This window comes from Tistrella mobilis KA081020-065 (assembly GCF_000264455.2).
GTDB lineage: Bacteria > Pseudomonadota > Alphaproteobacteria > Tistrellales > Tistrellaceae > Tistrella > Tistrella mobilis.
Genome location: NC_017956.1, coordinates 2,575,498 through 2,600,266 on the forward strand (window position 1 = coordinate 2,575,498; position 24,769 = coordinate 2,600,266).

The 24,769-nt window shown below is 70.8% G+C and carries 27 protein-coding genes; 8 read left to right on the forward strand and 19 right to left on the reverse strand.

Annotation, left to right across the window (positions count from 1 at the left end; all coding sequences use genetic code 11):
- Nucleotides 1-30: 30 nt before the first annotated feature.
- The 13 genes from TMO_RS11650 to TMO_RS11705 form a co-directional block, all read right to left on the reverse strand.
- Entirely contained in the window at nucleotides 31-3,318 is a 3,288-nt protein-coding gene (locus TMO_RS11650; RefSeq protein ID WP_041604936.1) for a phage tail protein, read from the reverse strand.
- Between the two features lie 2 nt (nucleotides 3,319-3,320).
- Complete coding sequence (locus TMO_RS11655; protein WP_014745831.1) at nucleotides 3,321-4,154, reverse strand: DUF2163 domain-containing protein; 834 nt, start codon at nucleotides 4,152-4,154, stop codon at nucleotides 3,321-3,323.
- 15 nt (nucleotides 4,155-4,169) lie between these two features.
- Nucleotides 4,170-4,805, reverse strand: a complete 636-nt coding sequence (locus TMO_RS11660; RefSeq protein ID WP_014745832.1) for a DUF2460 domain-containing protein — start codon at nucleotides 4,803-4,805, stop codon at nucleotides 4,170-4,172.
- Nucleotides 4,806-4,817: 12 nt separating this feature from the next.
- Nucleotides 4,818-4,970 (reverse strand): hypothetical protein, encoded by a 153-nt coding sequence (locus TMO_RS31670; protein ID WP_014745833.1) that lies wholly within the window; start codon nucleotides 4,968-4,970, stop codon nucleotides 4,818-4,820.
- A gap of 13 nt (nucleotides 4,971-4,983) precedes the next feature.
- The gene (locus tag TMO_RS11665) at nucleotides 4,984-5,775 is read right to left on the reverse strand and encodes a hypothetical protein (RefSeq protein ID WP_014745834.1); all 792 of its coding nucleotides are present in this window, start codon (nucleotides 5,773-5,775) and stop codon (nucleotides 4,984-4,986) included.
- 15 nt (nucleotides 5,776-5,790) lie between these two features.
- Nucleotides 5,791-6,219: a phage tail terminator-like protein gene (locus TMO_RS11670; protein WP_014745835.1), complete on the reverse strand. Its 429-nt coding sequence runs from the start codon at nucleotides 6,217-6,219 to the stop codon at nucleotides 5,791-5,793.
- Nucleotides 6,219-6,608, reverse strand: coding sequence for a hypothetical protein (locus tag TMO_RS11675; protein ID WP_014745836.1), 390 nt, complete (start codon nucleotides 6,606-6,608; stop codon nucleotides 6,219-6,221). Before TMO_RS11675 ends, TMO_RS11670 begins: the two co-directional genes overlap by 1 nt.
- The gene (locus TMO_RS29435; protein WP_014745837.1) at nucleotides 6,605-7,066 is read right to left on the reverse strand and encodes a DnaT-like ssDNA-binding protein; all 462 of its coding nucleotides are present in this window, start codon (nucleotides 7,064-7,066) and stop codon (nucleotides 6,605-6,607) included. Before TMO_RS29435 ends, TMO_RS11675 begins: the two co-directional genes overlap by 4 nt.
- Nucleotides 7,067-7,088: 22 nt before the next feature.
- A complete protein-coding gene (locus tag TMO_RS11685) occupies nucleotides 7,089-8,066 on the reverse strand; it encodes a major capsid protein (RefSeq protein ID WP_014745838.1) in 978 nt (325 codons plus the stop codon).
- 33 nt (nucleotides 8,067-8,099) lie between these two features.
- Nucleotides 8,100-8,684: a hypothetical protein gene (locus TMO_RS11690; protein WP_014745839.1), complete on the reverse strand. Its 585-nt coding sequence runs from the start codon at nucleotides 8,682-8,684 to the stop codon at nucleotides 8,100-8,102.
- Nucleotides 8,685-8,696: 12 nt separating this feature from the next.
- Complete coding sequence (locus TMO_RS11695) at nucleotides 8,697-10,082, reverse strand: DUF4055 domain-containing protein (RefSeq protein ID WP_014745840.1); 1,386 nt, start codon at nucleotides 10,080-10,082, stop codon at nucleotides 8,697-8,699.
- 38 nt (nucleotides 10,083-10,120) lie between these two features.
- Nucleotides 10,121-11,527, reverse strand: a complete 1,407-nt coding sequence (gene terL / locus TMO_RS11700; protein ID WP_014745841.1) for a phage terminase large subunit — start codon at nucleotides 11,525-11,527, stop codon at nucleotides 10,121-10,123.
- A 196-nt stretch (nucleotides 11,528-11,723) separates the two neighbouring features.
- Nucleotides 11,724-12,245 (reverse strand): DinB family protein, encoded by a 522-nt coding sequence (locus TMO_RS11705; protein ID WP_014745842.1) that lies wholly within the window; start codon nucleotides 12,243-12,245, stop codon nucleotides 11,724-11,726.
- Between the two features lie 227 nt (nucleotides 12,246-12,472).
- Here TMO_RS11705 and TMO_RS11710 point away from each other — a divergent pair, with 227 nt between their 5' ends.
- Nucleotides 12,473-13,420: a hypothetical protein gene (locus tag TMO_RS11710; protein ID WP_014745843.1), complete on the forward strand. Its 948-nt coding sequence runs from the start codon at nucleotides 12,473-12,475 to the stop codon at nucleotides 13,418-13,420.
- 11 nt (nucleotides 13,421-13,431) lie between these two features.
- Here the strand turns inward: TMO_RS11710 and TMO_RS11715 are convergent, their stop codons facing one another.
- A complete protein-coding gene (locus TMO_RS11715; protein WP_014745844.1) occupies nucleotides 13,432-14,691 on the reverse strand; it encodes a threonine/serine dehydratase in 1,260 nt (419 codons plus the stop codon).
- A 191-nt stretch (nucleotides 14,692-14,882) separates the two neighbouring features.
- Here TMO_RS11715 and TMO_RS11720 point away from each other — a divergent pair, with 191 nt between their 5' ends.
- Nucleotides 14,883-16,808 (forward strand): potassium/proton antiporter, encoded by a 1,926-nt coding sequence (locus tag TMO_RS11720; RefSeq protein WP_014745845.1) that lies wholly within the window; start codon nucleotides 14,883-14,885, stop codon nucleotides 16,806-16,808.
- 14 nt (nucleotides 16,809-16,822) lie between these two features.
- Here TMO_RS11720 and TMO_RS11725 read toward each other — a convergent pair whose 3' ends face one another.
- The 4 genes from TMO_RS11725 to TMO_RS11740 all read right to left on the reverse strand — a co-directional run bounded on the left by TMO_RS11725 (nucleotide 16,823) and on the right by TMO_RS11740 (nucleotide 19,425).
- Entirely contained in the window at nucleotides 16,823-17,137 is a 315-nt protein-coding gene (locus tag TMO_RS11725; protein ID WP_228382220.1) for a hypothetical protein, read from the reverse strand.
- Nucleotides 17,138-17,260: 123 nt separating this feature from the next.
- The gene (locus TMO_RS11730) at nucleotides 17,261-17,512 is read right to left on the reverse strand and encodes a type II toxin-antitoxin system prevent-host-death family antitoxin (protein WP_014745847.1); all 252 of its coding nucleotides are present in this window, start codon (nucleotides 17,510-17,512) and stop codon (nucleotides 17,261-17,263) included.
- A 73-nt stretch (nucleotides 17,513-17,585) separates the two neighbouring features.
- Nucleotides 17,586-18,281, reverse strand: coding sequence for a fumarylacetoacetate hydrolase family protein (locus tag TMO_RS11735; protein ID WP_014745848.1), 696 nt, complete (start codon nucleotides 18,279-18,281; stop codon nucleotides 17,586-17,588).
- Between the two features lie 151 nt (nucleotides 18,282-18,432).
- A complete protein-coding gene (locus TMO_RS11740; RefSeq protein ID WP_014745849.1) occupies nucleotides 18,433-19,425 on the reverse strand; it encodes a 2-hydroxyacid dehydrogenase in 993 nt (330 codons plus the stop codon).
- A gap of 234 nt (nucleotides 19,426-19,659) precedes the next feature.
- On the opposite strand from TMO_RS11740, the gene TMO_RS11745 reads away from it, so the two are divergent.
- The 4 genes from TMO_RS11745 to TMO_RS11760 all read left to right on the forward strand — a co-directional run bounded on the left by TMO_RS11745 (nucleotide 19,660) and on the right by TMO_RS11760 (nucleotide 22,624).
- Nucleotides 19,660-20,319: a bifunctional precorrin-2 dehydrogenase/sirohydrochlorin ferrochelatase gene (locus TMO_RS11745; RefSeq protein WP_014745850.1), complete on the forward strand. Its 660-nt coding sequence runs from the start codon at nucleotides 19,660-19,662 to the stop codon at nucleotides 20,317-20,319.
- A 77-nt stretch (nucleotides 20,320-20,396) separates the two neighbouring features.
- A complete protein-coding gene (locus TMO_RS11750) occupies nucleotides 20,397-21,107 on the forward strand; it encodes a phosphoadenylyl-sulfate reductase (protein WP_014745851.1) in 711 nt (236 codons plus the stop codon).
- A gap of 93 nt (nucleotides 21,108-21,200) precedes the next feature.
- Nucleotides 21,201-22,025, forward strand: a complete 825-nt coding sequence (gene cysQ / locus TMO_RS11755) for a 3'(2'),5'-bisphosphate nucleotidase CysQ (RefSeq protein ID WP_014745852.1) — start codon at nucleotides 21,201-21,203, stop codon at nucleotides 22,023-22,025.
- A complete protein-coding gene (locus TMO_RS11760; RefSeq protein WP_014745853.1) occupies nucleotides 22,022-22,624 on the forward strand; it encodes a RecX family transcriptional regulator in 603 nt (200 codons plus the stop codon). Before cysQ ends, TMO_RS11760 begins: the two co-directional genes overlap by 4 nt.
- Nucleotides 22,625-22,628: 4 nt before the next feature.
- Here the strand turns inward: TMO_RS11760 and parA are convergent, their stop codons facing one another.
- Entirely contained in the window at nucleotides 22,629-23,255 is a 627-nt protein-coding gene (gene parA, locus TMO_RS11765; protein WP_014745854.1) for a ParA family partition ATPase, read from the reverse strand.
- 197 nt (nucleotides 23,256-23,452) lie between these two features.
- Between parA and TMO_RS11770 the strand changes: the two genes are divergently transcribed.
- Nucleotides 23,453-23,713, forward strand: a complete 261-nt coding sequence (locus TMO_RS11770; RefSeq protein ID WP_014745855.1) for a hypothetical protein — start codon at nucleotides 23,453-23,455, stop codon at nucleotides 23,711-23,713.
- An 11-nt stretch (nucleotides 23,714-23,724) separates the two neighbouring features.
- The gene (locus tag TMO_RS11775; RefSeq protein ID WP_014745856.1) at nucleotides 23,725-24,768 is read left to right on the forward strand and encodes an L-threonylcarbamoyladenylate synthase; all 1,044 of its coding nucleotides are present in this window, start codon (nucleotides 23,725-23,727) and stop codon (nucleotides 24,766-24,768) included.
- Nucleotide 24,769 lies beyond the last annotated feature (1 nt).

The following is a 24,769-nucleotide window of genomic DNA, read 5'->3' on the forward strand; positions in this document are numbered from 1 at the left end:
AGGATCTGACGGAAAAGACGGAACGCGCCCTCAGGGCACCACGCTCGCATAGCGCGCCGGGCCGGGCCCGGTCGCCGCACCGATCTGTGCGACCTTCAGGCCGAGAGTGGCGGGTGAGGTGAAGAAGTCGGCGTATTGTTGGGCGGCGGAATAGCTCCAGCTGCCGGCGCCCTCGACGATCACCGTGCGGCGGACGGCTGCCGTCTCGGTCGGGCTCGCCAGGATGTCCAGCTGGTAGCGCTCGGCCGTCTCGCTCATCGGCTCGTCGGCGCCGTCGGTCCAGCCGGCCAGGCGGTCGGCGCGCAACCAGCGGATCAGCACCGAGCCGTCGGTCTGCCGCTTTGCCTGAAGATCGACCGGCCGGAACGGCCGCAACCCGGCGCCGGTCAGGCTGTGGATGCGGGTGGGGCCGATCGCACCCGCAGGCGTCACCGCCCGGAAATGCAGCACGGCGCCGATATCGGCCGGCCGCCAGCCCATGACCGCCAGCCGCTCGGGATCCAGAAGATGAACCGTCTCGCCGATCGCATGGGCGCCGATCGCCGCCTCGGTGCCGCGCAGCCCGCGCCGCAGCCGCGACAGCCGCCAGAGACCGGCCGACACCCGCTCGATCGCCCCGAAGCTCAGGATCTCGGCCCCGACCAGGGCAAGGCTGCGGCCGCTTTCGGCATCGGCCTCGGTGATCCCGGCATCGACCCGCAGATCGTCGCCGAAATCGACCGTGACACTGGCCAGATCGTCGCGGAGCGTCGCCGGGCCCGTCGCCAGAAGGGTGGTTGCCGTGCCGCTCGCGGCAGGCGCCAGCACCGCCACCTCTCGCCAGGGGCCGTCGGCCCTGTCGGCCACCTCCACCCGCGCCGCCCTGAGGCCGCCACCACCGCCGGTGACCATCACCACCAGCCCGGGATCGGGGGCGGGTTCCACCACCGGCGGCAGGTCCAGCACCGTCACCTCGGCCAGGCCTTCGGCGCGTGCCGGGGCCGTGGTCACCGGCGGGATGTCATCGGCACCGGGGCGGGCGGTGGCATGCAGACCGTCATGGTCGGCCACGGCCTCCACCTCGATCAGCCCGGGCGTGCCGAAGGCCATGCGTTCGATCCGAAGCCGGGCCGGCATCATCGGCAGGCGCGGATCGGGTGCAAGCCCGATCACGTCGCCCGGCTCCAGCAGCAGATCGCCGAAGCCCAGCCGGAAACGCCAGCGGTCGCGCCCCACCAGCGCCTCGTCGGCGAGCGTGCGGGCGATGCGCGCCGCCTCGTCCGCCGTCAGCACCAGCGGCAGTTCCACCGCCTGGCGATCCTCGGCCCCGGCAAGGCTGCGCCGGGCCCGGGCAAGACCCGGCCGACCGTCGGCGGCACCGTCGATGAAGGCGACACCGATCTCGCGCGGCATCTCGGCCTGCTGGATGCGGGTGCGCTCCACCAGCGGCGGCGGCTCGTCGCCGGCACCATGTGCCCCCAGCCGTCCCGGGTCGATCACGGCGGCGACCGGCCCGCCGCGGGGCACGAAGGCCAGTCGGCCGTCGCGCTCCACCGCATCCACGAACCAGCTGGCGAGCAAGGGCTCCAGCGCCTCGCGCGCGCTGCCCTGGCGGGCGACGACATATCCGCGCAGCGCCATGCCGCTGACGCCGGTCAGATCCAGCTCGTCCGGATCCACACCGGCGGCCTGGGCCAGATCGGCGATCACCGCTCCCAGATCCGCGGTCTCCGCCGGCCGGGTGAGCGCCAGCCACCGGTCGATCCAGGCGGCATTGTCGCCCGCCGGCACCCAGGGCACGGCCATCAGCCGCCCGCCCCCCGCGGCAAAGCCGACCACATGGCCGGGCTCGATCTCGACCGGCGTCGTCGCCACCCGCCCCGCCCGATCGATCTGCGCCACCCGGTCGGTGAAGACCACGACGACGATGCCGTCCGCCGCCCGGTGCAGGCCGACCGGCCGCTGATCCGGCCAGGGGTTGAGCGTCTGGTCCCGGTCGGCCGTGGCGGTCAGCCCGGCAAGATGACGCAGCCGCGCAGCCGACAGCAGCAGCAGGCCGTCGTCGTCGCCGCGCATCAGCGTCCGTGCCGCCGGCAACCCGTCCAGGATCATCGTGGCCTCCGCATCGCTGCCGCTGTCATCCAGCGCCCAAAGCGCCAGCAGGCCGCCTGGCCGGCCGCCCAGGATCCAGATCCGCGTGCCCCAGGCGCTGACACCGCGGACATCGCCCGCCACCATCCCGGGCAGCGCCACCAGCCGATGGCGGCCGGTCTCGATTTCCACGAGCACCGCGGCCGCCTCGCCGTCGCGCGCATAAAGCTGTACCGGCCGGTCGGCCGGCGCCCAGGCGCAGCCACGCCGGGTCGAGGTCAGCGGGATCGTGTGGCTCCAGCGTTCCTCCGCCAGCCAGCGACCGGCAGAGCTGCGCTGGCGGGCGACATGACGGACGCGGTTCGCCATGTCGCTCGCGGTCACATGACGGGCGATCGCCCCATCCTCCACCCCGCCATCCATCGAGGCACAGGCATCCGTCCAGGCATAGGCATTATCGCCGGCAACCCCGCCTGCCGGCCCCGTCAGCGCGTCGATCGGCGCGCCTGCGATCAGCGAGGGCAGCCGCCGCAGGCCGTCGCGGGCGACCGGGGTGACGCTGGCAAAGGCGGCGGGATCCACCCCCGCCACCACGGGGCTGCCGCGCACGATTTCGGCCTCGATCAGCGGCACCCGGTTGCCATAGGGGGCAAGCGGCAGGTTCTGGAAGACGAGATAGGCAAGGTCGCGGAACGCGGGTGTCCCAGCCACGCCCTCATGGGCCAGGATCAGCGGATCCGGCGCCTGATCGGCGGTCCCCCGATACAGCCGGAAATACCGGCCGGGCGCGGCAGAGGCGGCGATGCCGGACAGCCCCGCCGCGGGATCGGCCGACCAGATCAGCGTCTCGTCGGCCCAGATCCGCCGGATGCCCAGGATCGGGCCCTGGGCGAAACCCACGGCAAAGCTTGCGAAGTACTCGTACTCCACCCGTCCGGCCGAAAGCAGCCGGCCCGCCCCCAGAATGCCGAACACCCCGCCGGCGGATGTGGTGACGGGGATGATGCGGCGGCGTTCGGTGATCGGCCGCGCCCAGATGATGTTACCCGCCAGCCGCACGCTGCCATAGACCCGGGGAATGACCCGACCATGGCCGGTGGTCTGGACCGCCAGATCCTGCAGCCGCGGCCCCTCGCGCGGTTCGAACCCGCCGCTCGCCGCCCGGCGCGCCAGGCTGCCCAAGGCATCACCCAGCCCGCCCGAAGGCAGCAACCCGCTGATCAGCGAGGTGAGAAAGAACCCGGCCATGATCACTCCGCCTCCAGCGCGCCGGGATCGGGTGTGAAGGGAAAGCCGCGGAAACTGGCGGCATTGTCGAAGCGCGTCGCACAGGTCGCCATCCGCTTGTCGCAGCCGACCCGCAGCCGGTAGCCGCAGCCGGCCGGGGGTGCCGTCGGCAGCGGCCTGGCAAGAACGATCCCGCCTTGCGTGCTGATCGCGACATCGGCCACAAGGCCGGCGAGTGCGCCGTCCAGGATCGTCAGGCGGCCGCCGTCGAACCAGCCGGCCGTCTCGGTCCGGGCGGGATCGGCGATCGCGGTGGCGGTTGCCGCGGCGATCACCCCGTCGACCTCGAACCCCGTGCCCGCCACCGCCACGCCGCAGCGGGCATCGGCGAAATCGGCCGTACAATCCGGACCATAGGCGATGCCGATGCCCTGCTGCAGGCGCTGCGACACCCCCCGCAGCTCTGCCCGCCAGCGGCTGCCGGTGATGGAGATTTCGCCGATGCGGCCCGCCGCCAGCAGCAGCCGCCCGGTTTCGGGCGCCGTCCAGTCGGCAATGGCGAAGTCCACCCGGGCGTCGTCGAACCGCCCGCAGGCGATATCCGCGGCCGAGATCGCGTCGTCATCCAGCGGCCCGCCGACATCGAGCCCGTCGACCCCAAGCCCGGTGCGGGCATCCACCGCCCCCGGCACCATGCCGGCGCGGGCACGGTAGAGCGTGCCCTCAACCACGAGATCGCGGTCATGATCGGTCAGACCGATGACAGCGCCGTCATGGCGTTCCACCCGCCAGAGCCGGGCCAGACTGCCGAGCGGTCGGGCCAGTGCAGCGGCAAGCGCCGCCGAGGTCGTGCGCATGGTGTCTCCCCTCCCTCAAAGCCGGATCTCGACCAGCGGCACCGCACGCAGGGCCCCGATGCCATAGTCTTCCAGCGTCGCCGGCAGGTGGTCGGTGTCGAAGCGGACCGGCACGTCGAAAGCAAAGCCGGCCGTCAGCACCACCCCTGCCGCAGGCGCCACGGCAAGGCTGACCAGGCCGGTCGCGGCATCGACGGTGAAGGCCGCCGGGGGCAGTTCGGCCCCGTCCGCCGCCACCCGCACGCTGCCCGCGACGGGCTTCACGATCCGCCGGTCCACATGCCAGGGCGGCGTCTCGTAGCGCTTGATCAGCTGAAAGCCGGTGGTGCTGCCGTCCCCCTGGCCCAGCGGCTGGTCCAGCGGCCCGGGCGGACCATTGCCGGCATCGCTGCTGCAATCGGTCCAGTCCTTGAAGCGGAAGCCGCAGGCCCGGCCGCGGCGGGCCCGGAAGAAGGCGATCAGCCGGGCCAGCTGTTCAAGCCCGCGCACGCCCATGGCGATGTCATAGCGGGCGCGCGCCTCGGCCCAGTCGGCATTGCGCCGCTCATGGCCCGAGGCCAGCACCACCACATCGGTGGAAAATACCGGCCCGCCGGCCGACCCCCAGGCGATGTCCTCGGGGAAGCGGATGTCGTGAAAATCCTCGATCATCGCATCCGACCATCAACCATCGCGGCGGCGCGCGCGTTCGGCCGCCTCTGCCGCGGCACGGGCCGCCCAGGCGCGGCCCGGCTCCAGCCGGTCGCGCCGTCCGGCCCGGCCGGCAAGTTCGTCGGCCGCGGCAGGCCGCGGCGTGGTATCGACCGTCTCGGTCATGTCTCGTTTCTCCTCAGAATTCCGTACAGACAGGGGGTGCGGCCGCGGTGAGTTCCAGGGTGACGGCCGTGCCGTCGAAGCCGTTGGCGCTGATCAGCCCGGGTGGCAGCACCAGCCGCCGACCGGCGCCGGCCCGCCCCAGATCCAGGATCGCCGATACCGTCCCGGCCAGAGCGAGGTGGCCGGCGAGCGTCGCCGCCGTCACTCCGGGCTCGAAGCCGAGCGTCAGCGTCACGCCCCCGCCCAGCCAGGCGACCGGCGCCGGTCGATCCGGGGCCGTCTGGCCGTGAAGCCGGGCTGCCAGGGTCAGCCGGCAGCGCCGAAGCGGCGCCAGTGCCACCCCATCGATCCACAGCCCGACATCCCCAAGGGCAATCCGCGGCGAGGTGTCGGCCAGCCCGAATGCCGCAACCGTCTCGGGTTCAGCCGGGAGCCCGCGGAGCCGCACCCCCAGCCGCGGCGGGCCGGCCTCGTCCAGGTCGAGCGTCAGTCGCGCCGGACGGGCGCCGGTGATCCGGCTCGCAACCCCGCCGGCAGCCGGAGCAATCAGGACGCTCAGGGCCGGCCCCCCGCCCATCGACGGCACCAGCAGGTCGAGCAGGGCAAGGCTCGCCGGCATCTCAAGTTCAAGCGTCGGCACAACCGGCCCGCCGGCCAGAACCGGCTGGCCGGGCTCTGCCGGATCGGCACCGGTGCGGACGGGCCGCGCCATCTCCAGACCGAACGCCGTCACCACCGGCACCAGGCCGGCGCCGGTCATCGTCTCCAGCCGCACCGCCAGCGGCGCCGGGGATCGGATCTGCATGTAGTCTCCCCCTCCTTAAGCGCCGTCGATGCGCCAGAACACCGCCAGGGTCAGCCTGGCGCCGTCTGCATCCAGCGCCAGGGCGGCACGGCTGAGACCGGTCAGGCCGGCCACGACCCCGCCCCCAGCCTCCAGCGCCGCGCCGGGCGGGAAGGCCGCCAGCACGACATCGGCGGCGGCATCCAGCGCCGCCATGCCGGTGCCGGGCGGGGCCACCGCCTCGACGGTCTGGCGGCCGGTCAGCGCGGCATGGCCGCCGGTACCGGCGATCGCCGCTTCCATCGGCCCCGGGGACGGCACCAGCCAGGCACCCGCGGCGGGCGGAGGGCCGCCGCGGGTGTTGGGCCACCGCACCGGCAGGCCGGCCGTGGCGGCCGCCGCCCCCAGCCGGGCATCGAAAGCAGCACGCAGCCGCGTCTGCACATCCGGGGCAAGCGAGGTCATCACTCGCCCTCCCCGCCGGCCGGCGCGCTGAGCTGCAACCGCCAAAGGTCCAGCACCGCCACCGGGCGGATCGCCTCACCCACCCGCCAGTCGACGAGACCGATCACGATCAGGTCGCCGGGGGCGGGTGCGACGCCCAGACCTTCGACCAGGGCCGGGCGGCGCGGGCCCGATGCGGCCGAAAGATCAGGCAACTGCCCGGCGGCAACGGGATCGCGCCCCCAGATCAGCCGCCCGGCCGCCAGCCGGGTGCGGGTCTCGGTCGTCGTCCCGCTCGCCGGGTCGAAGGCGGCGGTCACCCGATCCAGCGCGCAGTCGAGCGCAAGCCCGCCCGCCCCCGCCAGCAGGTCGCCCAGCATCCGGCCGAGCACGGCATCGATCCGGGTCATGTCCGCACCAGCCGGCGGCGGTGCCGCAACGGTGCCAGCGGCGCCAGCAGACGGGCGGCAAGCGCCAGCGCACCGCCGGCACCCGCCGCCTCGCCCGGGGTCTCGCCGTAATCGATCGCGACATCGCCGAGCGTCAGCCGCCGGGCGGCACCGCCGGCCGCCTGTTCGGCGAGCGGCCGGTCCAGCGCCGCCAGCGCCAGTTCGATACAGGCCTGTGCCACCGGGGCCGGCACGGCGACGCCGTCGAGCCCGATCCCGGTCGCAACACGCGGCCAGGCCAGAGGCTGGCCGGGATCGGCAGGCCAGCCGACGAAATCGTAGAAGGCATCGATATGGGCCGTCGCCTCGACCAGTGCCGCCAGGCGGCGGCCGGCATCGGCATCGGCCCAGACGACCCGGCCGCGGGCGGCGTGATGGGCATCGGCCAGGGCGAGGTCGGCATAGGTGGCGACGGTCATCGCACGATCCTCCCTTCGTGCCTCAGGCCACCGTCAGCCGCACGCCGGCCAGGCTCTTGACGTCGGCCGCCGCAACCTGCCAGTTGGTCTTCTGCTCCAGCGCCACATCGGTCGGGTTGATGCCGCCGGCCACCACGTCCCAGGCGAAGCCGCGCAGCCGGACGTTGAAGGCGTATTCGCCCTGGATGCGCATCACCAGGTTCTCGAGCCCGGTGATCACGTCCGAGACGATCGAGCGCTCCTCGCTTTCGGCCACCTCGATCGCATCCTCGACCAGCCCCAGAACCCGGTAGCGGTCGGGCGTGCCGGGGGTCACCAGCGCCGGGCTGTCGATCACCAGGGTCGGCCGGCCGAAGCTTGCGACCGTCCCCTGATAGATCGTGACCCCGGCCACCTCGAACACCTTGTCGGCAACGCTCTGGGCCATCAGGTCGTAATAGGGTTTGGAGTGCATCACGAAGCACGAGATGCGGCCGCCGGCATCGCCCAGCCGGGCCATGGCCCGGACCAGCGTGCCATGGGCAAGACCGGGGTCGGCCTCGCCCGAGACGTCGAGATCGAGCGCGGCCACCCCCGACAGCGCCGCAGAGGCGGCCCTGAGTGCGGTGTCGACATAGTCGACGGCCACCGCCTTGCCGATCTGCCGGCCAAGCAGGAAGGACATCTCTCCCGGATCGCGGCCCAGCTTGCGCAGGCTGTCCAGGGTGTTGGCGACCGGGCCGATCCGGCGGTTGATCTTGATGCCGACGGTCTCGGCCTGGGCAAGCGGCGTGTCGGCGACATCCGTCACCGCATCGATGTCACGGCGGGTGACGAGCGAGGCCACGCGCGAGATGAAGCTTTCAGCCGCGTAATGGCCACGGCGGCGTTCCGGCACCAGCCGGATGGCCCCGCCCGAGGCGGCGTTGAAGGCGTCGGCGTTCTGTTCCACGACCTCCACCATGCCGCCGAAGAATTCTTCGGGGGCGATGCGGAAGTCCTGTCGGGTACCGATGGTCATGTCGTGACGTCTTTCGTGTGAAGGGGCTGAAGATCAGGGATCGAGGTCGAGATAGGCGGCACGGCCATGCTCGCGGATGAAGCGGGCGCGTTCGGCCGGCCCGCCCAGATCGGCCCGGCGGCGATGGCGGCCGGCACCGGGTTCGGGGCGGGCACCGCCGCCATGGCTGTCGGGGGCGGCGAGATAGGCGGCCCCCTCGCCCGCGGCCCAGTCGGTGACGAAGTCGGCAAGCGGCCGCGTGCTGCCGTCGGCAAGCCGGGCGGTCAGCAGACGGGCACCCTCGTCGCCCGCCACCTCGATCAGCGGGCGGAGCAGGGCCGCGGCCCCCGCAACCAGCGCCGGCGCCACGCCGGCGCGGGCAAGCGCGGTTTCAAGCCCCTGATCGACGAGCAGGCGGTGCAGCTCGCCGCGTTCGCGCTCCATGCCGGCCGCAAGGCTGGCGAGTTCGGCGCGGTGCCGGCGATCCAGCCGGGCGCGCAGCGCGGCCAGGGCCGCGGCTTCTTCGGAAGCGGTCTCGCCGCTCTCGGCCAGACGGGGCTCCGCGGGCATGGGGGGAGCTTCGGGCAAGCGGGTGTCCTGGGGCGGCACCGGCGGTGCCTCCCGGGTCTGGTCGGTCATGATCGGATGTCCTTAAACTCCGGCGGTGCCGGATGCGGCGCCGGCCGGCAGGATTTCGCCACGGGTGAGCGCCCGGCGCAGTTCGCCGCGGGCGATCGCCCCGCTCTGCCATGCCTCGACCAGCGCCGTCAGTTCGTCGGCGGCCATCGGCCGGGGCCAGTAGTCGGTGTTCAGCGCCACGCGCGTGGGCGTCGCGGGCTCGATGCCGAGCCACGGCTTCGCCAGGTCCAGCGCCCGGCCAAGCCCGTCCCCGGCCGCCTGGGCAAGGGCAGACAGGGCCGAATTCTCGCCCTGCCGGTGGATTTCGGCGGTCAGCGCCGCCTCGGCGACCTTCTTCTCGGGCGCCAGCATGCGGGCGCCGAGCGCGGCCATCTGGGCCTCCTTGCGGTCGAGCAGGCGTTCGAGCACGCCCAGCCCCTCGCCGCGGAACTCCAGAAAGAAGGCCCTGGCCTCGGGCGCCTCCAGCACCCAGGCCTCGCCGGCGCCGATCGCCAGCGGTTCCGTGCCGTCGAAGCGCTGGCCGGTGACCACCGCGGTCGGTAGACCGGTGTAATGGGCACCATGCTCCAGATCGGCGCTGGTGCGGTAATGGGAGAGGTTGACCTCGACCAGATCGAGCAGTGGCGGCCGCGCCACCTCCAGCCCCGGCCCGCGCGGACCGATGCACAGGAAGGGAATCCGGCCGAGCGGTCGGCCGGCGGCACGCGGCTCGATCTCGGCCACCAGGCTCGGCCGCTCGCCGCCGCCGCTGGCCCAAAGGCGCTGGCGATAGATGCCGTCGGGGTCCAGATCCAGGCTCCGGCGGCGCCGGATGCCCGCCTCGTCCTCGCCCTCGTCCAGCAGCACATGAACCAGATGCCTGCCCGCGCGGCCATGGCCGCGATCGAGCCGCCAGTCCAGGATCGCCTCGGCCGGATAGGGGACCAGATAGGGCAGCCGCCCGGCCGCGGCCGCAGCCGCCCTGCTCTGGGGCCCCCCCGCCTCGCCGGGCGGATGATCCACCAGCAGACCGATCCGGCCGGTGGTCAGCAGTTCCGCCACCACATGCTCGGCCAGGCGCCTGAAGCCGTCGCCGCTACCGGTCGGATCGGCGATCACGGGGGCGAGCCCCGGTGCCGCCTCGATCTCGGGCGGCTTGCGAAACACCAGACCGCTCAGGCCGTCGATGGTACGGGCGGTGGCGTTGTAAAACAGCGCCCGGTCGCGATAGCCGCGATAAGCCGTCTCGCTCTGGCCGTCCAACCGCGGCAGATAGCATTCGCCGGCGGCATGTACTGCCTCCTGCCCCGCCGCGACGTCGCGGCAGCGGGCCCAGGCGGCCCGGCGGGCGGCATGGGCCGGATGGACGCGGTCGGCCGCGCCCGGCGCACCGGGCGGGCCCGGTCCGAATGTCGTCATCGGATTTGTCCTCGACATATCTGAAAAGGGGGCTGGCCTCAAAGACCGCCCAATTTGAGGCGGACCACACGCCCGCGCTCGGCATCCAGCCAGGACAGCAGCTGGCTCAGCGCGTCGACCTGATCGTCATGGGCGGCGTTGGGGAAGATCGTCGCCTCGCGGACGAAATCATCGGCCCAGACCGCCCCCGCCTCGATGGTGAAGCCGCCCGCCTCCAGCCGCGGTGTCGTCACCGCCAGCCGGGTGAGCTTGTCGGCCACCGGCCGCACCGCCTGAACCGGCAGGCGACCGGGCATGGCCTTCAGATCCTGGATCAGCGATTGGCCCGATGCCTTGTCCTCGACCAGGATCACCGAGGGCCGCCAGCGCGCGGCCAGGCGGGCCGCCTCGCGCCGCAGCGCCGGATATTCCAGCCGCTCGCGGAACACCTCCGCCAGATGCAGCCCGTCCTCATGCTCGATGACCGTCAGGCAGACGCTCGGATCGTTGAGCGCGTCCGCCTTGTAGGCGGTGTCCCAGCTCTGCAGCACCCGCCGGCCCCGTGCCGGATCTGGCCTGGCCGCAGGCCGCAGCCAGGCAGCCTTGATCAGCCCGCCCGCGGCCGGTGCCGGTCGCTGCAGATACTGCGCGGCATAGCCTGCCTGGCCCAGCATGCGCCGGGCCTCGGCCAGTTCGTCCCGTCCCTCGCGCTCGGGGTGCAGCGGCACGCCCGGTCGGCGAAGCGTCTGCACGGCCCCGAAATGGATCCGCTGAACGCTCTCGACCTCGGCCGGCAGCGACAGATGGCTCCAGCCGCCACGGGCCAGCAGATGGCCCGAGAGATCGGCCTCGTGCAGACGCTGCATCACCACGATCATCGCCCCCCGGCGCTTGTCGTTCAGCCGGGTGGAGAGGGTCTGATCGAACCAGGTCAGCGCGGCCTCGCGCAGGGCGGCCGATTGGGCGCGGCGCGGATCATGCGGATCGTCGACGATCAGCAGATCACCGCCATCGCCGGTCAGCATGCCCCCGATCGAGGTTGCGAAGCGGAAACCGTTGGCGGTGGTGGTGAAGCGCTGGGCACGATCGCGGCCACGACTGATGCGGGTCTCGGGAAACTGGCTCTGATACCAGCCGCTCTTCATCACCTCGCGGGTATCGAGCGAATGGCGTCGGGCCAGCTCATGGGCATAGGAAGCGACGATGACCCTCAGGCTCGGATCATGTCCCAGACGCCAGGCCGGATAGGCCACGGAAATCGTCAGGGATTTGAGCGAGCGCGGCGGCACGTTGACGATCAGCCGCCGGATCTCGCCCCGGCGCACAGCCTCCAGATACTCGGCCATCAGGTCGATATGCCAGTTGCCGAGAAATCTGCTGCCTGGGTCGACGGTGCGGAAACATCGGGCAATGAAGCTGGGGAAGTGGCTCCTGCCAATCGGCTCCAGCTCGTCCCCGGGGATCATCACCCTCGGGGACAACCTCTGGGCGGCCGCAGAAAACCCGTCATGTGCGTCTCCGGCTATTGTGGAAGAACAGGGTGAAGATGGCGGGAAACTGCCCGCATCGCCGCGGGCAACTCGCCATCATGGTGAAATTGTTACATCAAAATCGGCCAATGGTTGCATGGGAAGTTGTGGCAACACGGCCGCAGCCACCGGGTCAGCCGGCGGCTGCCTCGGACAACCCATGGATGCGCTGGAAGATCAGGAAATCAAGCGGCGGGGGTGCAACCTCGGTCTGGGTCAGCATGTCATGGGCCTGACCGCGATGGTGGGTCTGATGGTTGAACCAATGGCCGAGAAACAGGGCCAGCTGGTCCGAGAACCGGTCGCCGCGGGTGGTGGTATAGGTGAAGGGTTCGGTGAAGCGCGACAGCGGCAGGGCGGTGATCGTGCCCAGGATGCGCTGATCCAGCCCGGCACGGGCATTGCGCAACTCGTTGAAATGGGCCCAGGGCTGGGCATTCAGCGGCCGGTCGGGCGCCGTGGTGCCGTTCAGCCGGGCCAGGAACAGTTCGTCGACCACCATCATGTGGTTGAGCACGCCGCGGATGCTGCCGAAGAACGCCGCCCGCGGCCGTTCGAACTCCACTACGGGCAGGCGAGCCACCGCGTCATAGAGCCTGAGATTGGCCCAGGCATTGTAGCGGGCGAGGATGCCGAAATAGCTGGGCATGTCCATAAGGGTACAACTCCGACTGGCGGTGGGCGGCGGAACCATGGCTGCCATCATGACCCGCCGACACGCGCAGGGATATGGCGGGGTCGAAGAAAATCGCGAAAGGAAAACATCTCTAACGAGATATAACGTCGGAATTTATCACCAACACGCGCATATCATCGAATGATCTTGCCTCTTTGCGCGCATATCCTCTAATCTCGCCTTACGCGGTGATCCGGGGGCATGTCATGCATCGAGGGACGGGACGGGCACTGCTGCTGTTGCTGATGCTGGCTCTTTCCGGCTGTGCCGGCAGTGATGCACCGGAGCTGCCGGCCACCCCGAGCCCGGTGGTCGAGCGCGCGGCCCAGTGGCGCGGCATCGCCGAAGATGCCGCCCTGCAGATCAGGGCAGGACTGCCGCCCGGCGCACGGCTGGTGATCGCCCCACCCGACCGCCGAAGCGCCTTCGCCGACCGGCTGCCCGATCTGCTTGCCGCGGCCTTCATCCGCCAGGGTTTCGCGGTCTGGTCGGCACCGCCCGGCGATGCGGCCCCTCTGGTCCAGGCATCCGCCCCCGGTTTCGATCTGCCTCCGGCCGATGCGTCGATGGGCCTGCTTCGGGTCGAAACCAGGATCTCCGCGGTCGGTCACGATGCCGAAGATACCCGCAGCCTGCTGGAAGCCGGCCACTACACCCTGCTCGCCACCGGCGTCTACCTGCTCGAAAAGGCCGGCCGCGAGGGCGTGGATCTCGTCGCCAATCCGGGCTGGCTGATCGGCGCCGGCCTCGCCGCCGATCTCGCCAACTGGGCGGAGCGGCCCACCCCCTCTACCGAACTGGTGCTGGGGGTGCGGGTGCTGGACGGCGCCCGCTACGTCACCGCCACCGACCGGGTCTACCTGATCCGAGACGGCGATCGCGGCCTCTACACCGGCCGGCGGCGGGCCTCGCCCGACACGATCACCGTACTCTATGATCCACGCGGTGACAGCCTCTCGGATGCCCGGCAGGCTGCAGCCCGCCACTGCGCCCAAACCGCACGTCAGCCGATGCTCGCCGCCCGCTGGGCCCCCGCCCCCGATCTGCCCGATGATCCGGTCGATCTGGCGGTGGCAACCCTGATCGATGACGGCGGGCGCCAGCCGCGCCATGGTGCCCGTTTCGACTGTGTCGATGCCGATGCGCGGTTCTAGGCCACTGCGCTTCAGATGGGCTGGCCACGATCCGCCTGGGCCTCGGTCAGCGCTTTCGCAAAGGTGTCCGGATCGACATTGCCGCCGGTCAGCACCACCATGACCGTCCGCCCGGCAACCGGCACCCGTCCGGCCAGAACCGTCGCAAGGGCTGCGGCGCCCCCCGGTTCCACCACCAGTTTGAAGCGCGCAAAGGCGTAAAGCATGGCGCGCGCCACATCGGCATCGGTCACCGCCACGGCGGCATCGACCACCTGGGCGTTGATCGCAAAGGTCAGCGCCCCGGGAATGGGGGTTGCCAGCGCATCGCAGATCGTACGCACGCCGGGCACGTTGCCGATCCGCCGTCCCTCGGCGATCGATCGGGCGGTATCGTCATGGCCGGCAGGCTCGGCGATCACCAGCGCCGGCCGGTCGGGCAGCGCCTGCAGGCAAAGCCCCGTACCCGCCGCCAGCCCGCCGCCGCCGCAGGGCACCACCACCACATCGGGCCGCTGCCCCAGGCTTTCGGCCTGATCCAGCATTTCGACCGCGATCGAGCCCTGCCCCGCGATGACGTCGCGATCGTCATAGGCCGAGACCACGGTCATGCCGCGTTCGGCGCCGATCCGGCGGGTGATCCCCACCCGATCGTCCGACAGCCGGTCGTAGAACACGATCTCGGCGCCATAGGCGAGCACGCCCTCGATCTTGGTGCGCGGCGCATCGGCCGGCATCACGATCACGGCAGGCGCCCCGAATTCCCGCGCCGCCGCGGCCAGCCCCTGGGCATGATTGCCCGAGGAATAGCCGACGACGCCGCGCGCCCGCATCTCGGGCGACATCAGCTCCAGCCGGTTATAGGCACCGCGATATTTGAACGAACCGGTATGCTGCAGCACCTCGGCCTTGACCAGCAGCCGCCCGCCCAACTCGGCATCCACGCGGGCGGAGCGCAGCAGCGGCGTCTCGATCATCGACGATCGCATGCGGATCCAGGTCCGCCGCAGCACCGACAGGGTCGGCCAGTTCGACGCCTGGATCTGCTGCAGGCTCGGCCGGGCGCGGGGGGGCAGGAGAACGGTGCCGGCGCGGTCGGCATCGATCACCGGCAGATCCACCGCCTCTTCCGGGCGACGAAGCCCGCCCCAGAGGTTCAGCGCGGGTTCCAGCGGCACGCCGGCACGCGCCCGCGCCGCCGCACTCAGCGGCCGCGCGGCAGGTTTGGGACCGGGGGCATAGGCCGACGCAGCAGCCGTGGTCGAGGTCGGGCGGTCCGGGTCGAAGGGCATGGCATCGCCGTCTGAAGCGGGACAGGAGGCCCCAGCATATATCACGCCCGGCCCTGCGCCGACTATCGGCCCGCTCCGCAAGGCTCCGGCGAAAAAAGCTCACACCTTCGATGATCCGCCGTGATTATAAGCGGAATGGTGGTGGCGCCGCGGCAGCGCCGTCCCCCTGTTCGACGCGTGGAGGACCGCCGATGGAACTCGCCAACCAGCTGATCTTCGTAGGCGCCGCCCTCGTTTTGATCAGCATCGGGGCCAGCCTGGTCTCCTCCCGCTTCGGCATGCCGCTGCTGCTGGTCTTTCTTCTGCTCGGCCTTGCCGCCGGGCCTGAAGGTCTGGGCGGCATCGTCTTCGCCGATATAGATTCCGCCGCCCTGATCGGCTCGCTCGCTTTGGCGGTGATCCTGTTCGACGGCGGCCTCAAGACCAAGGGCGAGAATTTCCGCGTGGCCCTCTGGCCCGCCACATCGCTCGCCACCATCGGCGTGCTGATCACCGCCGGCCTCACCGGCCTGATCGGCTGGGCGCTGTTCGATCAGCTGGGCCTGATGGCCGGCCTGCTGCTGGGGGCAATCCTCAGCCCGACCGATGCCGCGGCGGTGTTCTTCCTGCTCGGCAGCCGCGGACTGGTGCTCAAGGAACGGGTCGGTGCCACGCTCGAAATCGAAAGCGGCAGCAATGATCCGATGGCGGTCTTCCTCACCATCGGCCTGGTCGAACTGCTGGTCGCCGGTGCCGCAGGCGGCGACGGCCTGGGTGTGGTCGAACTCGCCGGCATCTTCGTCCTGCAGATGGGCCTCGGCGCCGGTTTCGGCCTGGTCGCGGGCCATGTGCTGGGACTGGCCATCAACCGGCTGCGCCTCGCCTCGGGCCTCTATCCGCTGCTGGCGCTGGCGGGCGCCCTCTTCACCTTCGGCCTGACCGCGGTGCTCGGCGGCAGCGGCTTCCTTGCCGTCTATCTGATGGGGCTGATGCTCGGCAACCGGAAGCTTCAGGGCTTCCACAACATCATGCGCTTCCATGACGGGCTCACCTGGCTCGCCCAGATCGTGATGTTCCTGATGCTGGGGCTGATGGTGCTGCCATCGGGGCTGATCGCGATCGCGCCGCTCGCCCTGCCGCTCGCCTTCGTGCTGATGCTGGTGGTGCGCCCGATCGCCGTCTGGGTGTCGCTGCTGCCCTTCAACTTCTCGAAGGCGGAACAGGCTTTCATCTCGTGGGTGGGCCTGCGCGGCGCGGTGCCGATGGTTCTCGCCCTCTTTCCCACGGCCGCCGGGCTCGATGTCGGCCCGCTCTATTTCGGCATCGCCTTCTGGGTCGTCGTGGTCTCGCTCACCATCCAGGGCTGGACGATCACCCCGCTTGCCCGCTGGCTGAAGCTGGAGATCCCGTCGAAATCCGGCCCGATCGACCGCATCGAAATCTCGCTGCCCGAACTGCCCGACCACGAGATCGTGGGTTATGCGATCGAGGACGACAGCCCGCTGGTCGATCGCCATCCGCGCCTGCCGCCCTGGGCGCAGCCGCTGCTTCTGGTGCGGGAAAAGACCCTGACCACCCCTGCGCCGGGCTTCCGCCTGGCTGTCGGCGACACGCTCTATCTGCTGGCGCCGCCCTGGAAACTGCCGGATCTGGATGCGGTCTTCGGCGGCCGGGCGGAAGAAGATGCCGCCTTCTTCGGTGCATTCACCCTGAATGGCGAGGCCCGTCTGTCGGGACTGGGCGATGCCTATGGCGTGCCGGTGCCGGCCGAGGCGCTGCGCGAGACGCTGGCCGATTTCATCGATCGCCAGTTCAACCGGGCGCCCGTGGTCGGCGATGTGGTGTTCCTCGGCAATGTCGCCCTGATCGTGCGCGAACGTGACGAGACCGGCCGCGTCACCAAGGTCGGCCTCGATCTCGACGGGCTGAAGCGCCGTGCGCCCCGCGTCCCCTTCCTGCCCGACTGGCCGACGCTGGTCCGCGCCGCCCGCCATCTGGGCCCGGGGCCCGCCCGGGCCGTCCGCCGCCTGCGCGACCGCAGCCGCGGCACCACCGCCACCCCCGTCGCCGCCCGGCCCGCCGACAGCACCCGCCGCGGCCTGGCGGAGCGCCTGCGGCGGATGCTCAGGCGCAGGTGACAGCCGGGGCCCCTCTACAGGCGAGGTGTCAGCTTAAGCGTGCGGTCCCGCCGATGCCGGCCTATGCCGCTTCGAACGGCTTCGAAAATTTCAACAGGCAACATGCCCCAGGCAAAGACGTCCGACCGGTCGCGCCGGACCGGCCGGAGATCATAGCCGGGCCATACAAACCAGTTGAGTTCTCGCGTCACGATCCAGGAGGGTTGATCATCCAGGCCAAGCCGTTGCTTGACCTTCAAAGGCAACGCCACCGCATGAGGATCATCGTCCGGCGGGGTATGCGTGATCGGCACGACATATACACGCCTGTCTCCGTCCTCGTCGGTCATCGTCATGACCACCGCGCAGGGCCTCGCTTTCCGGCCTTCCTCCTCACCGCCATCACGCTGATGACGCCAAAGGAAGACGTAGGAGATAACGAGGCCCGGTACGGGATCAGGAAGAGGCATCCGTCAGTCGTCGAGCGAGTAGCGCAACGCTTCCGGGATTTCCGCCGCCTCGAGGGCGGCAAACTCCTCGTCGGTCAACTCCTCGGCCGACACGTGGCCCCGCATTGCCTGCTTCAGACGGTGATAGGTCGCAGCCGAGATGATCACAACCGTCTCGCGACCTTGCCTTGTCACGCGGACCGGCTCCGTCAGTGCCCGGTCGTGCCAGGCATCGAAGTCCTTCCGGATCTCGGACGCTGTCACAATGCTGGACATGACGCACCTCCGCTCTCTCGCCCACACAGAAGATGTGGCCATCCGCCCCTGCGTGCAAGGTCGCGACGGCAGGTCACACCACGTCGAAGGTCAGCTCACCCACATGCTCGATGCCGCAGCGGACCTTCTGGCCGCGGGCGATCGGGCCGACACCGGCGGGGGTGCCGGTGAAGACGATGTCGCCGGGTTTGAGCGCGATATAGCGCGACAGTTCGGCGATCACCTCGGCGGTGGTGCGGATCATCTGGTTGAGGTCGGCCTGCTGGCGCATCTGGCCGTCGACTTCCAGCCAGATCCGGCCGCGCTGCGGATGGCCGAAGCTCTCGACGCGGGCGAGTGCGCCCACCGGCGCCGCCTGGTCGAAGCTCTTCGCCATGTCCCACGGGCCGCCACGGTCGCGGGCGGCGTTCTGAAGGTCGCGCCGGGTCAGGTCCACGCCCACGGCATAGCCGTAGACCAGCGACAGCGCCTGATCGGCCGGCACATTCGCCCCCTCGCGACCGATGGCCGCCACCAGCTCCACCTCGTGATGCAGGTTGGCGGTCATCGGCGGATAGGCGACCTTTGCGCCGTCTGCGACCACGCAATCGGCCGGCTTGATGAAGAACACCGCCGCCTCGGCACTCACATCGGTGCCGCCCATCTCGCGGATATGATCCGCGTAGTTCTTACCGATGCAGAACACGCGGCGGACCGGAAACCGGATCGCCGAGCCGCGAATCGGCAATGTCGGTGCCTCCCACGATGCCACCGCCAGACCGTAGGTCATGCTCCCTCCCCCCTTGGATCGATCTCGTCCCGGGGCGCAGGGTCATGGGTGCGGGTGCAGGCCGCCCTCGCCACCGGGGCGAGAAAGATACGTCCGCACCCGGTCCATGTTAAGCGTTTGTGATATATTCCGGTGATTTTGCGTCCGAAAGTTACGCCAGCCGGTCGCGCGGCGTCGCGCCGGCGAAGAAGGCATCCAGATTGTCCAGTGCCCGGAAGCCCATCGCGGCCCGGGTCTCGACGGTGGAGGTGCCCATATGCGGCAACAGATAGGCGTTGTCGAGTTCGGCCCAGCGCGGATCGAATTGCGGCTCGCCGGTGAAGACGTCGAGCCCCGCCGCCCGCAACCGGCCCGACGTCAGGGCCGCAATCGCCGCCGCGTCGTCCACCAGCGGCCCCCGCGCGGTGTTGACCAGGATCGCCCCCTCGGGCAGGCGGGCGATCCGCTCGGCATTGATCATGCCGATGGTCTCGGGCGTCGCCGGGCAGTGCAGCGACAGCACATCGGCCACCGCCACCAGATCGTCCAGGCTGTCATGATAGACGGCGTCGGCAAGATCGGCACCCAATGCCGCCTCATCCAGCCGGCGACGCTGATGATAATGGATGGTCATGCCGAACGCCTTCGCCCGGCGTGCCGTCGCCTGGCCGATACGCCCGAAGCCGACCAGCCCCAGCCGCTTGCCGCGAAGATCGGTGCCGAGCATGAAAGTCGGCGACCAGCCCGACCAGCCGCCGGTGCGCAGCATGCGCTGCCCTTCATAGGCGCGGCGAGCCGCCCCCAGCATGACCAGCATGGCGATATCGGCCGTCGCCTCGGCCACGACGTCGGGGGTGTTGAACACCTGCAGCCCGCGCGCCTTCGCCGCCGCAAGGTCGATATGGTCATAGCCGACCGAGAAGGTGGCGATCGCCTCGACGCAGGCGGGCAGCCCCTCGATCGCCGCCCGGTCCATGCGCTCGGTGGGCGTCAGCAGAATGCCACGGGCGGTGTTGTCGGCCGCCAGCGCCGCCAGCTCTGCGGCCGGGATCGGCCGGTCTTCGGCCAGACGGATCACGCGGTAATCGCCCGCCGCCCGCTCCTCCACCGCGTCGGGCAGGTGGCGGGTGACGACCAGGACCGGACGATCGGCAGGGGCGGACATGGGGCAACTCTCCCGGATCTGAGGAACGGTCCGCAGCATATCCCGAGCCTGTCGGGCTCCGCCACCCCGTGTTTAACATCATGATTCTGTTGTTCTTGAAAACTACTCTGTAAATATGTGTTGTTTATGGGATCCACCGGACCTACATTGCTTTTCAACATGCTGATCCGCATTCAACAGATCGGATCCGTTTTTATCATCCCGCCCGCCGGAACCGGCGTGGGGAGGAGACCGATGACCGCGCTGCTGCCCGTTTCGCTCGATCTGCGCCGCCTGCCCGTCGCCGTGGCCGGCCATGGAGAGAAGGCGCTCACCCGCCTCGCCATGATCATAGAGGCGGGCGCCATTCATCCGCGTGTCTACGCACCGGATGCGCCCGCGGATTTCATCGCCCGGGCCGAGGCGCTGGGTGGCGTGGTGGTCGACCGGCTGCCGAGCGATGCCGAACTCGATGATCTGCGCGTGCTGTTCGTCGCCGATCTCGATGTCGAGACCGCCCGGCCGCTTCATGACCGGGCAGAGGCGTACAAGGTGCTGGTCAATGTCGAGGACGTGGTACCGCTCTGCGCCCTGCAGGTGCCGTCGGTGCTGCGCCGCGGCGATCTGGCGATCGCCATCTCCACCGCCGGCGCCAGCCCCAGCCTCGCCATCGCCATGAAGCGTGAACTCGCCCGGCTGATCGGGCCCGAATGGGCCGAGAGAACGGCCGCCATCCGCCGGCTGCGCATGGCGCTGCGCGGTGCCGGCACGCCCCCCGCCGCGGTGAAATCCGCAACCGACGAGATGATCCGGCGCGAACGCTGGCTGCCCCTCGGCGGCGCAGCACCGCGTTCCGACGAAACCGATACTGCTGCAACCACCCCGACCGACCATCCCCGCCGTGTGAAGGCCTGACCCTTCCCCCCCCGAAGGCCGGGGACGGAGGTCAGGGCCGGACGAACGAGAAAAGACCGCGAAAGGTCCTGATCACCATGGCCGTGATCGAGAATGCGCTCTACGACGAGCTGAACTTCCGCCTGGGTCGCCTCGACGGGATCGAACTGATCGCCGCCGCTGCCTATGGCCCGCTCGGCGGCCGCCTCGCGCTGGTGTCGTCCTTCGGCACCGAGGCTGCGGTGCTGCTGCACATGGTCTCGCGGGTCGACCGCGACCTGCCGGTCATCTTCCTTGAAACCGGCATGCTTTTTCCCGAGACGCTGGCCTATCGCGACCAGCTGATCGACCGGCTGGGCCTGCGCAATGTCCAGTCCGAGACCCCCGATCCGGTCGACCATGCCCGCGAGGATCCGGAAGACGAGCTCTGGATCACCAACCCCGATGCCTGCTGCGCCTTCCGCAAGGTCCGACCGCTCGCCAAGGCGCTCTCGCGCGTCGACGGCTGGATTTCCGGGCTGAAGCGCCATCATGGCGGCGGCCGCGCCGAGGTGATGCCGGTGGAACGCGACGGCCGGCGGGTGAAGCTCAATCCGCTCGCCTTCTGGGATCGCGACCAGATCCTGGGCTATTTCGACACCCACGACCTGCCCCGTCATCCGCTGGAGTCCCAGGGCTACGCCTCGATCGGCTGCATCCCCTGCACCAGCCGCACCCGGCCGGGCGACGATCTGCGCAGCGGCCGCTGGTCGGGCCGGGCCAAGACCGAATGCGGCATCCACACCATGTCCGACGGCGCCGGCATCTGAACGTCTCCGGTCGGCCGCGCCGGTTGACCGCGGCCGGCAGGGCGCCGATGATCGGCCCACGCCCTGCATCCTGAAGACCGGAGCCCTGCCCCCATGCCGACCGACCTGCCTGCCGACCGCACCGACGCCGGCATCGCCCTGCCGCCGCTCGATGCGCTGGTCGATCTTGCGCGCCGTGCCGGCGAGGCAATCATGGCGCTCTACGGCCCCGGCGTCGAACGCTGGACCAAGGCCGATGAAAGCCCGGTGACCGCAGCCGATCTGGCGGCACACGAGGTGCTGACCAGGGGGCTCGCCGCCCTCACCCCCGATCTGCCGGTGATCAGCGAGGAAGCCGTCACCGAAGCGGAGCTTGCCGCCGGCGCACCCGCCGCCGCCTTCTGGCTGGTCGATCCGCTCGACGGCACCCGCGAATTCCTGTCGCGCAATGGCGAGTTCACCGTCAACGCCGCCCTGGTGGTCGACGGCCGCCCGATTGCGGGCGTGGTCGGCGTGCCGGCCACCGGCAGGATCTATGCCGGCTGTCCCGATGGCGCCGTGGTGGTGGAAGCCGATGGCAGCCGCCGGCCGATCCGGGTGCGCGCCGTGCCCGCCGATGGCCCGGTGGCGCTGATCAGCCGCAGCCATCTGGATCCGCGCACCCGCGACTGGCTGGCGGCTCACGAGGTGGAGCGCAGCCGCCAGGCCGGCTCCAGCCTGAAACTCTGCCTGATCGCCGAGGGCGAGGCCGATCTCTATCCGCGGCTGGGGCGCACCATGGAATGGGACATCGCCGCCGGCCATGCCGTGCTCCTGGCGGCCGGCGGCCATGTCGACACCCTGGCAGGCCCCCCGCTTACCTATGGCAAGCCGGGGCTCGACAATCCCCATTTCCTCGCCCGCGGTCCCTGGACCACCGGCGAGGCGGCGGACGTATGACCGGCGACATCGACACCCGCCTGCTCTCCCGTCTGGTCTCTGCCCTCACCGCCAGCGCCGGCCGCCATCCGGCAAGTCGGGCCGATCTGGAACGCCGCGCCCGCAGCCGGCTGACCCGCTGGCAGGAAGCCGCCGCCCTGCCGCCCGAAACGCTCGACACCATGGTGGCCCGGGCGCTGGACAAGGTCGCCGCCGCCGGGCTGGTCGATGACGATGCCTATGCCCGGCTCCGCGCCCGCAGCCTGCGCAATCGCGGCCGGCCGCGCGCCGGCATCGCCCGCGACCTGTCGCTGCGCGGGCTCGAACCTGCGCGGATCGAGGGCGTGCTCTCCGACATGGCCGAGGATGAAGGCGGCGCCGACGACCGGATCGGCGCCATCGCCTATGCCCGCCGTCGCCGGCTGGGCCCCTGGCGACCCGCAGCCGCCCGCGACGGCACCCGCCAGCGCGACATCGCCGCCATGGCCCGTGCCGGCTATTACCCCGATCTCGCCCGCCGGGTGATCGATGCGGTCGATGTCGATGCCCTGGACGACTGGGCGGCCGATGCCGACGCCCTGCCCGACCGGCGCCGGCCGGGCAGTGCCGCAGAGGACTGAAGGTTCAGCCCAGGCTGCGCTCTATCTCGTCGGCAAGTGCCTCCAGCTCCTGGGCAGCCGCCGAGCGGGGTTCGGTCTCCGAGACCGCGAGCCCGTCGAGCAGCGAGGCCGCAAAGCCCGTCCGGTTGGCGAAACGGGTGGTCGCCACCGGGGCGCCCAGCGCTGCCACCGCATCGATCATCGCCTGGGCGAGGCGCGCACGCGGCGCCACCCGGTTCAGCACCAGCAGCACCTGCCGCCGCTCGGCCCGCACCAGGTCCAGGGTCGGCCGGGTCGCGCCCACATCGAAGGGGTTGGGCTGCACCGGGACCAGCACCAGATCGGCGGCACGCACCGCGCGGCGGGCATCGTTTTCGGCCTCGGGCGGGGTGTCGACGATGACCACGTCATGCTCGCGCCCAAGCCCCGCCAGCTCGCCATCCAGCCGCCAGCCCGACAGGGCCCGCATGGTCACCGCCGGCCGGTTCGGGCTGCGCTCCGCCCGCCAGCCCGCCCAGCGGGCCAGGCTGCCCTGATCGTCGATATCCACCACCGCCACCCGGCGGCCGCGTGCCGCCCAGCATCCCGCCAGCTGCGCCGCCAGCGTCGTCTTGCCGGCGCCGCCCTTCTGCTGTGCGATGGTCAGGATCATCTCCCGTCTCCCCGATACGTTCCTCATCCGGCGTTGCACTCACCCGCCGATATCCGAGCTGAAGCGTGACCTCTGCGACGGCTGGCCGCAAGCCTCGTGCGCGGTTGCGTCGCGCGCCCCGGACCGGCATAGTCGGCGGATACCGACCCTGTGGCGCCGGCCGGTTCCGGTGCCCGCCCTCGTGCGGAGACAACCACATGCTCAGCGCCGAAGAGAGCCTCCATTTCATCCGCGAGCGGATCGACGCCCTCGGGCATGGCAGCAAGCACCATGAACGGGCTGCGCATGACGCGTTGACGCTGCTGTCGAACCACTGGTCCGAGGAAAGCGGCGAGTCGATGGACAACGACCTCGCCGTCATCGAGATGATCGGCCAGGATCTTGCCGATCTTCAGCGCCACATCGCCGACCTTCAGCATGCCTATCTGAAGGCGCTTTTCGGCGACAAGCCCGACTGACCTCTGCACCCGTGTCCCCTGAACCAACCCGCCGGCTGAAGGTTGCGGTCGATCCGGTCAGTGCCGAAGACCGCCGCGCCATCGACGACGCGGCGGCGCTCGTCGTCGCCGGCCGACTCGTCGCATTCCCGACCGAAACCGTCTACGGCCTGGGTGCCGATGCCACCTCAGACGCAGCGGTCGCCCGGGTTTATGCCGCCAAGGGTCGGCCAGCCCGCAACCCGTTGATCGTCCATGCGTCCGATCCCGAACAGGGGCTGATCGTGGCGCGCGCCGACGATCGGGCGCGGGTGCTTGCCGGGCTGTTCTGGCCCGGCCCGTTGACGATGGTGATGAAGCGCCGGGCAGATTGCCGCATCGCCGATGCCGCCACCGCCGGTGGCCCCACGGTCGCCGTTCGGGTTCCGGCACTGTCGGCCGCGCGCGCGCTGATCAGGGCGGCCGGCGTGCCGATGGTCGGCCCCAGCGCCAACCGGTCGGGCCATGTCAGCCCCACCACCGCCGATCATGTGCTGGCCGATCTGGACGGGCGTATCGCCGCGGTGCTGGATGCCGGCCCCTGCCCGGTGGGTGTCGAATCCACCGTGATCGATCTCTCAGGCCCCCGGATCCGTGTGCTCCGGCCCGGCGCCATCACCACCTCGATGCTGCGGGCCGCCCTCGGCGCCGACGATCTGGCCGATCCGGCGGACGGCGGCGATCTGCCGGCAGATGACGGCCTCTCGGCCCTCCCCTCGCCCGGCATGCTCGGCAGCCACTACGCCCCCGGTCATGCGGTGCGGCTGGATGCAACGGCGCCGCTTCCCGGCCGGCGGGAGGTGCTGCTCGCCTATGGCCCGCCGCCGCCGGGCTTTGCCCATGTGCTGCAGCTGTCGGCCGATGCCCGCCCGCGCGAGGCCGCCCGGCGGCTCTACGCGCTACTGCGCGCCGCCGATGGCTTCGATGTCGATGGCATTGCGGTCGCCCCCCTGCAGGTGTCCCCAGCCGACCCCGATGGTGAAATCCTGGCCGCCCTCGCCGACCGGTTGGGACGTGCGGCCGCGCCTCGTGACTGAC

Excerpts from the sequence above, each read along its gene's own strand:
- TMO_RS11650 (WP_041604936.1), bottom strand. The coding sequence starts at position 3,318 with ATGGCCGGGTTCTTTCTCACCTCGCTGATCAGCGGGTTGCTGCCTTCG.
- TMO_RS11655 (WP_014745831.1), bottom strand. The coding sequence starts at position 4,154 with ATGCGCACGACCTCGGCGGCGCTTGCCGCTGCACTGGCCCGACCGCTC.
- TMO_RS11660 (WP_014745832.1), bottom strand. The coding sequence starts at position 4,805 with ATGATCGAGGATTTTCACGACATCCGCTTCCCCGAGGACATCGCCTGG.
- TMO_RS31670 (WP_014745833.1), bottom strand. The coding sequence starts at position 4,970 with ATGACCGAGACGGTCGATACCACGCCGCGGCCTGCCGCGGCCGACGAA.
- TMO_RS11665 (WP_014745834.1), bottom strand. The coding sequence starts at position 5,775 with ATGCAGATCCGATCCCCGGCGCCGCTGGCGGTGCGGCTGGAGACGATG.
- TMO_RS11670 (WP_014745835.1), bottom strand. The coding sequence starts at position 6,219 with ATGACCTCGCTTGCCCCGGATGTGCAGACGCGGCTGCGTGCTGCTTTC.
- TMO_RS11675 (WP_014745836.1), bottom strand. The coding sequence starts at position 6,608 with ATGACCCGGATCGATGCCGTGCTCGGCCGGATGCTGGGCGACCTGCTG.
- TMO_RS29435 (WP_014745837.1), bottom strand. The coding sequence starts at position 7,066 with ATGACCGTCGCCACCTATGCCGACCTCGCCCTGGCCGATGCCCATCAC.
- TMO_RS11685 (WP_014745838.1), bottom strand. The coding sequence starts at position 8,066 with ATGACCATCGGTACCCGACAGGACTTCCGCATCGCCCCCGAAGAATTC.
- TMO_RS11690 (WP_014745839.1), bottom strand. The coding sequence starts at position 8,684 with ATGACCGACCAGACCCGGGAGGCACCGCCGGTGCCGCCCCAGGACACC.
- TMO_RS11695 (WP_014745840.1), bottom strand. The coding sequence starts at position 10,082 with ATGACGACATTCGGACCGGGCCCGCCCGGTGCGCCGGGCGCGGCCGAC.
- terL (WP_014745841.1), bottom strand. The coding sequence starts at position 11,527 with ATGATCCCCGGGGACGAGCTGGAGCCGATTGGCAGGAGCCACTTCCCC.
- TMO_RS11705 (WP_014745842.1), bottom strand. The coding sequence starts at position 12,245 with ATGGACATGCCCAGCTATTTCGGCATCCTCGCCCGCTACAATGCCTGG.
- TMO_RS11710 (WP_014745843.1), top strand. The coding sequence starts at position 12,473 with ATGCATCGAGGGACGGGACGGGCACTGCTGCTGTTGCTGATGCTGGCT.
- TMO_RS11715 (WP_014745844.1), bottom strand. The coding sequence starts at position 14,691 with ATGCCCTTCGACCCGGACCGCCCGACCTCGACCACGGCTGCTGCGTCG.
- TMO_RS11720 (WP_014745845.1), top strand. The coding sequence starts at position 14,883 with ATGGAACTCGCCAACCAGCTGATCTTCGTAGGCGCCGCCCTCGTTTTG.
- TMO_RS11725 (WP_228382220.1), bottom strand. The coding sequence starts at position 17,137 with ATGACCGACGAGGACGGAGACAGGCGTGTATATGTCGTGCCGATCACG.
- TMO_RS11730 (WP_014745847.1), bottom strand. The coding sequence starts at position 17,512 with ATGTCCAGCATTGTGACAGCGTCCGAGATCCGGAAGGACTTCGATGCC.
- TMO_RS11735 (WP_014745848.1), bottom strand. The coding sequence starts at position 18,281 with ATGACCTACGGTCTGGCGGTGGCATCGTGGGAGGCACCGACATTGCCG.
- TMO_RS11740 (WP_014745849.1), bottom strand. The coding sequence starts at position 19,425 with ATGTCCGCCCCTGCCGATCGTCCGGTCCTGGTCGTCACCCGCCACCTG.
- TMO_RS11745 (WP_014745850.1), top strand. The coding sequence starts at position 19,660 with ATGACCGCGCTGCTGCCCGTTTCGCTCGATCTGCGCCGCCTGCCCGTC.
- TMO_RS11750 (WP_014745851.1), top strand. The coding sequence starts at position 20,397 with ATGGCCGTGATCGAGAATGCGCTCTACGACGAGCTGAACTTCCGCCTG.
- cysQ (WP_014745852.1), top strand. The coding sequence starts at position 21,201 with ATGCCGACCGACCTGCCTGCCGACCGCACCGACGCCGGCATCGCCCTG.
- TMO_RS11760 (WP_014745853.1), top strand. The coding sequence starts at position 22,022 with ATGACCGGCGACATCGACACCCGCCTGCTCTCCCGTCTGGTCTCTGCC.
- parA (WP_014745854.1), bottom strand. The coding sequence starts at position 23,255 with ATGATCCTGACCATCGCACAGCAGAAGGGCGGCGCCGGCAAGACGACG.
- TMO_RS11770 (WP_014745855.1), top strand. The coding sequence starts at position 23,453 with ATGCTCAGCGCCGAAGAGAGCCTCCATTTCATCCGCGAGCGGATCGAC.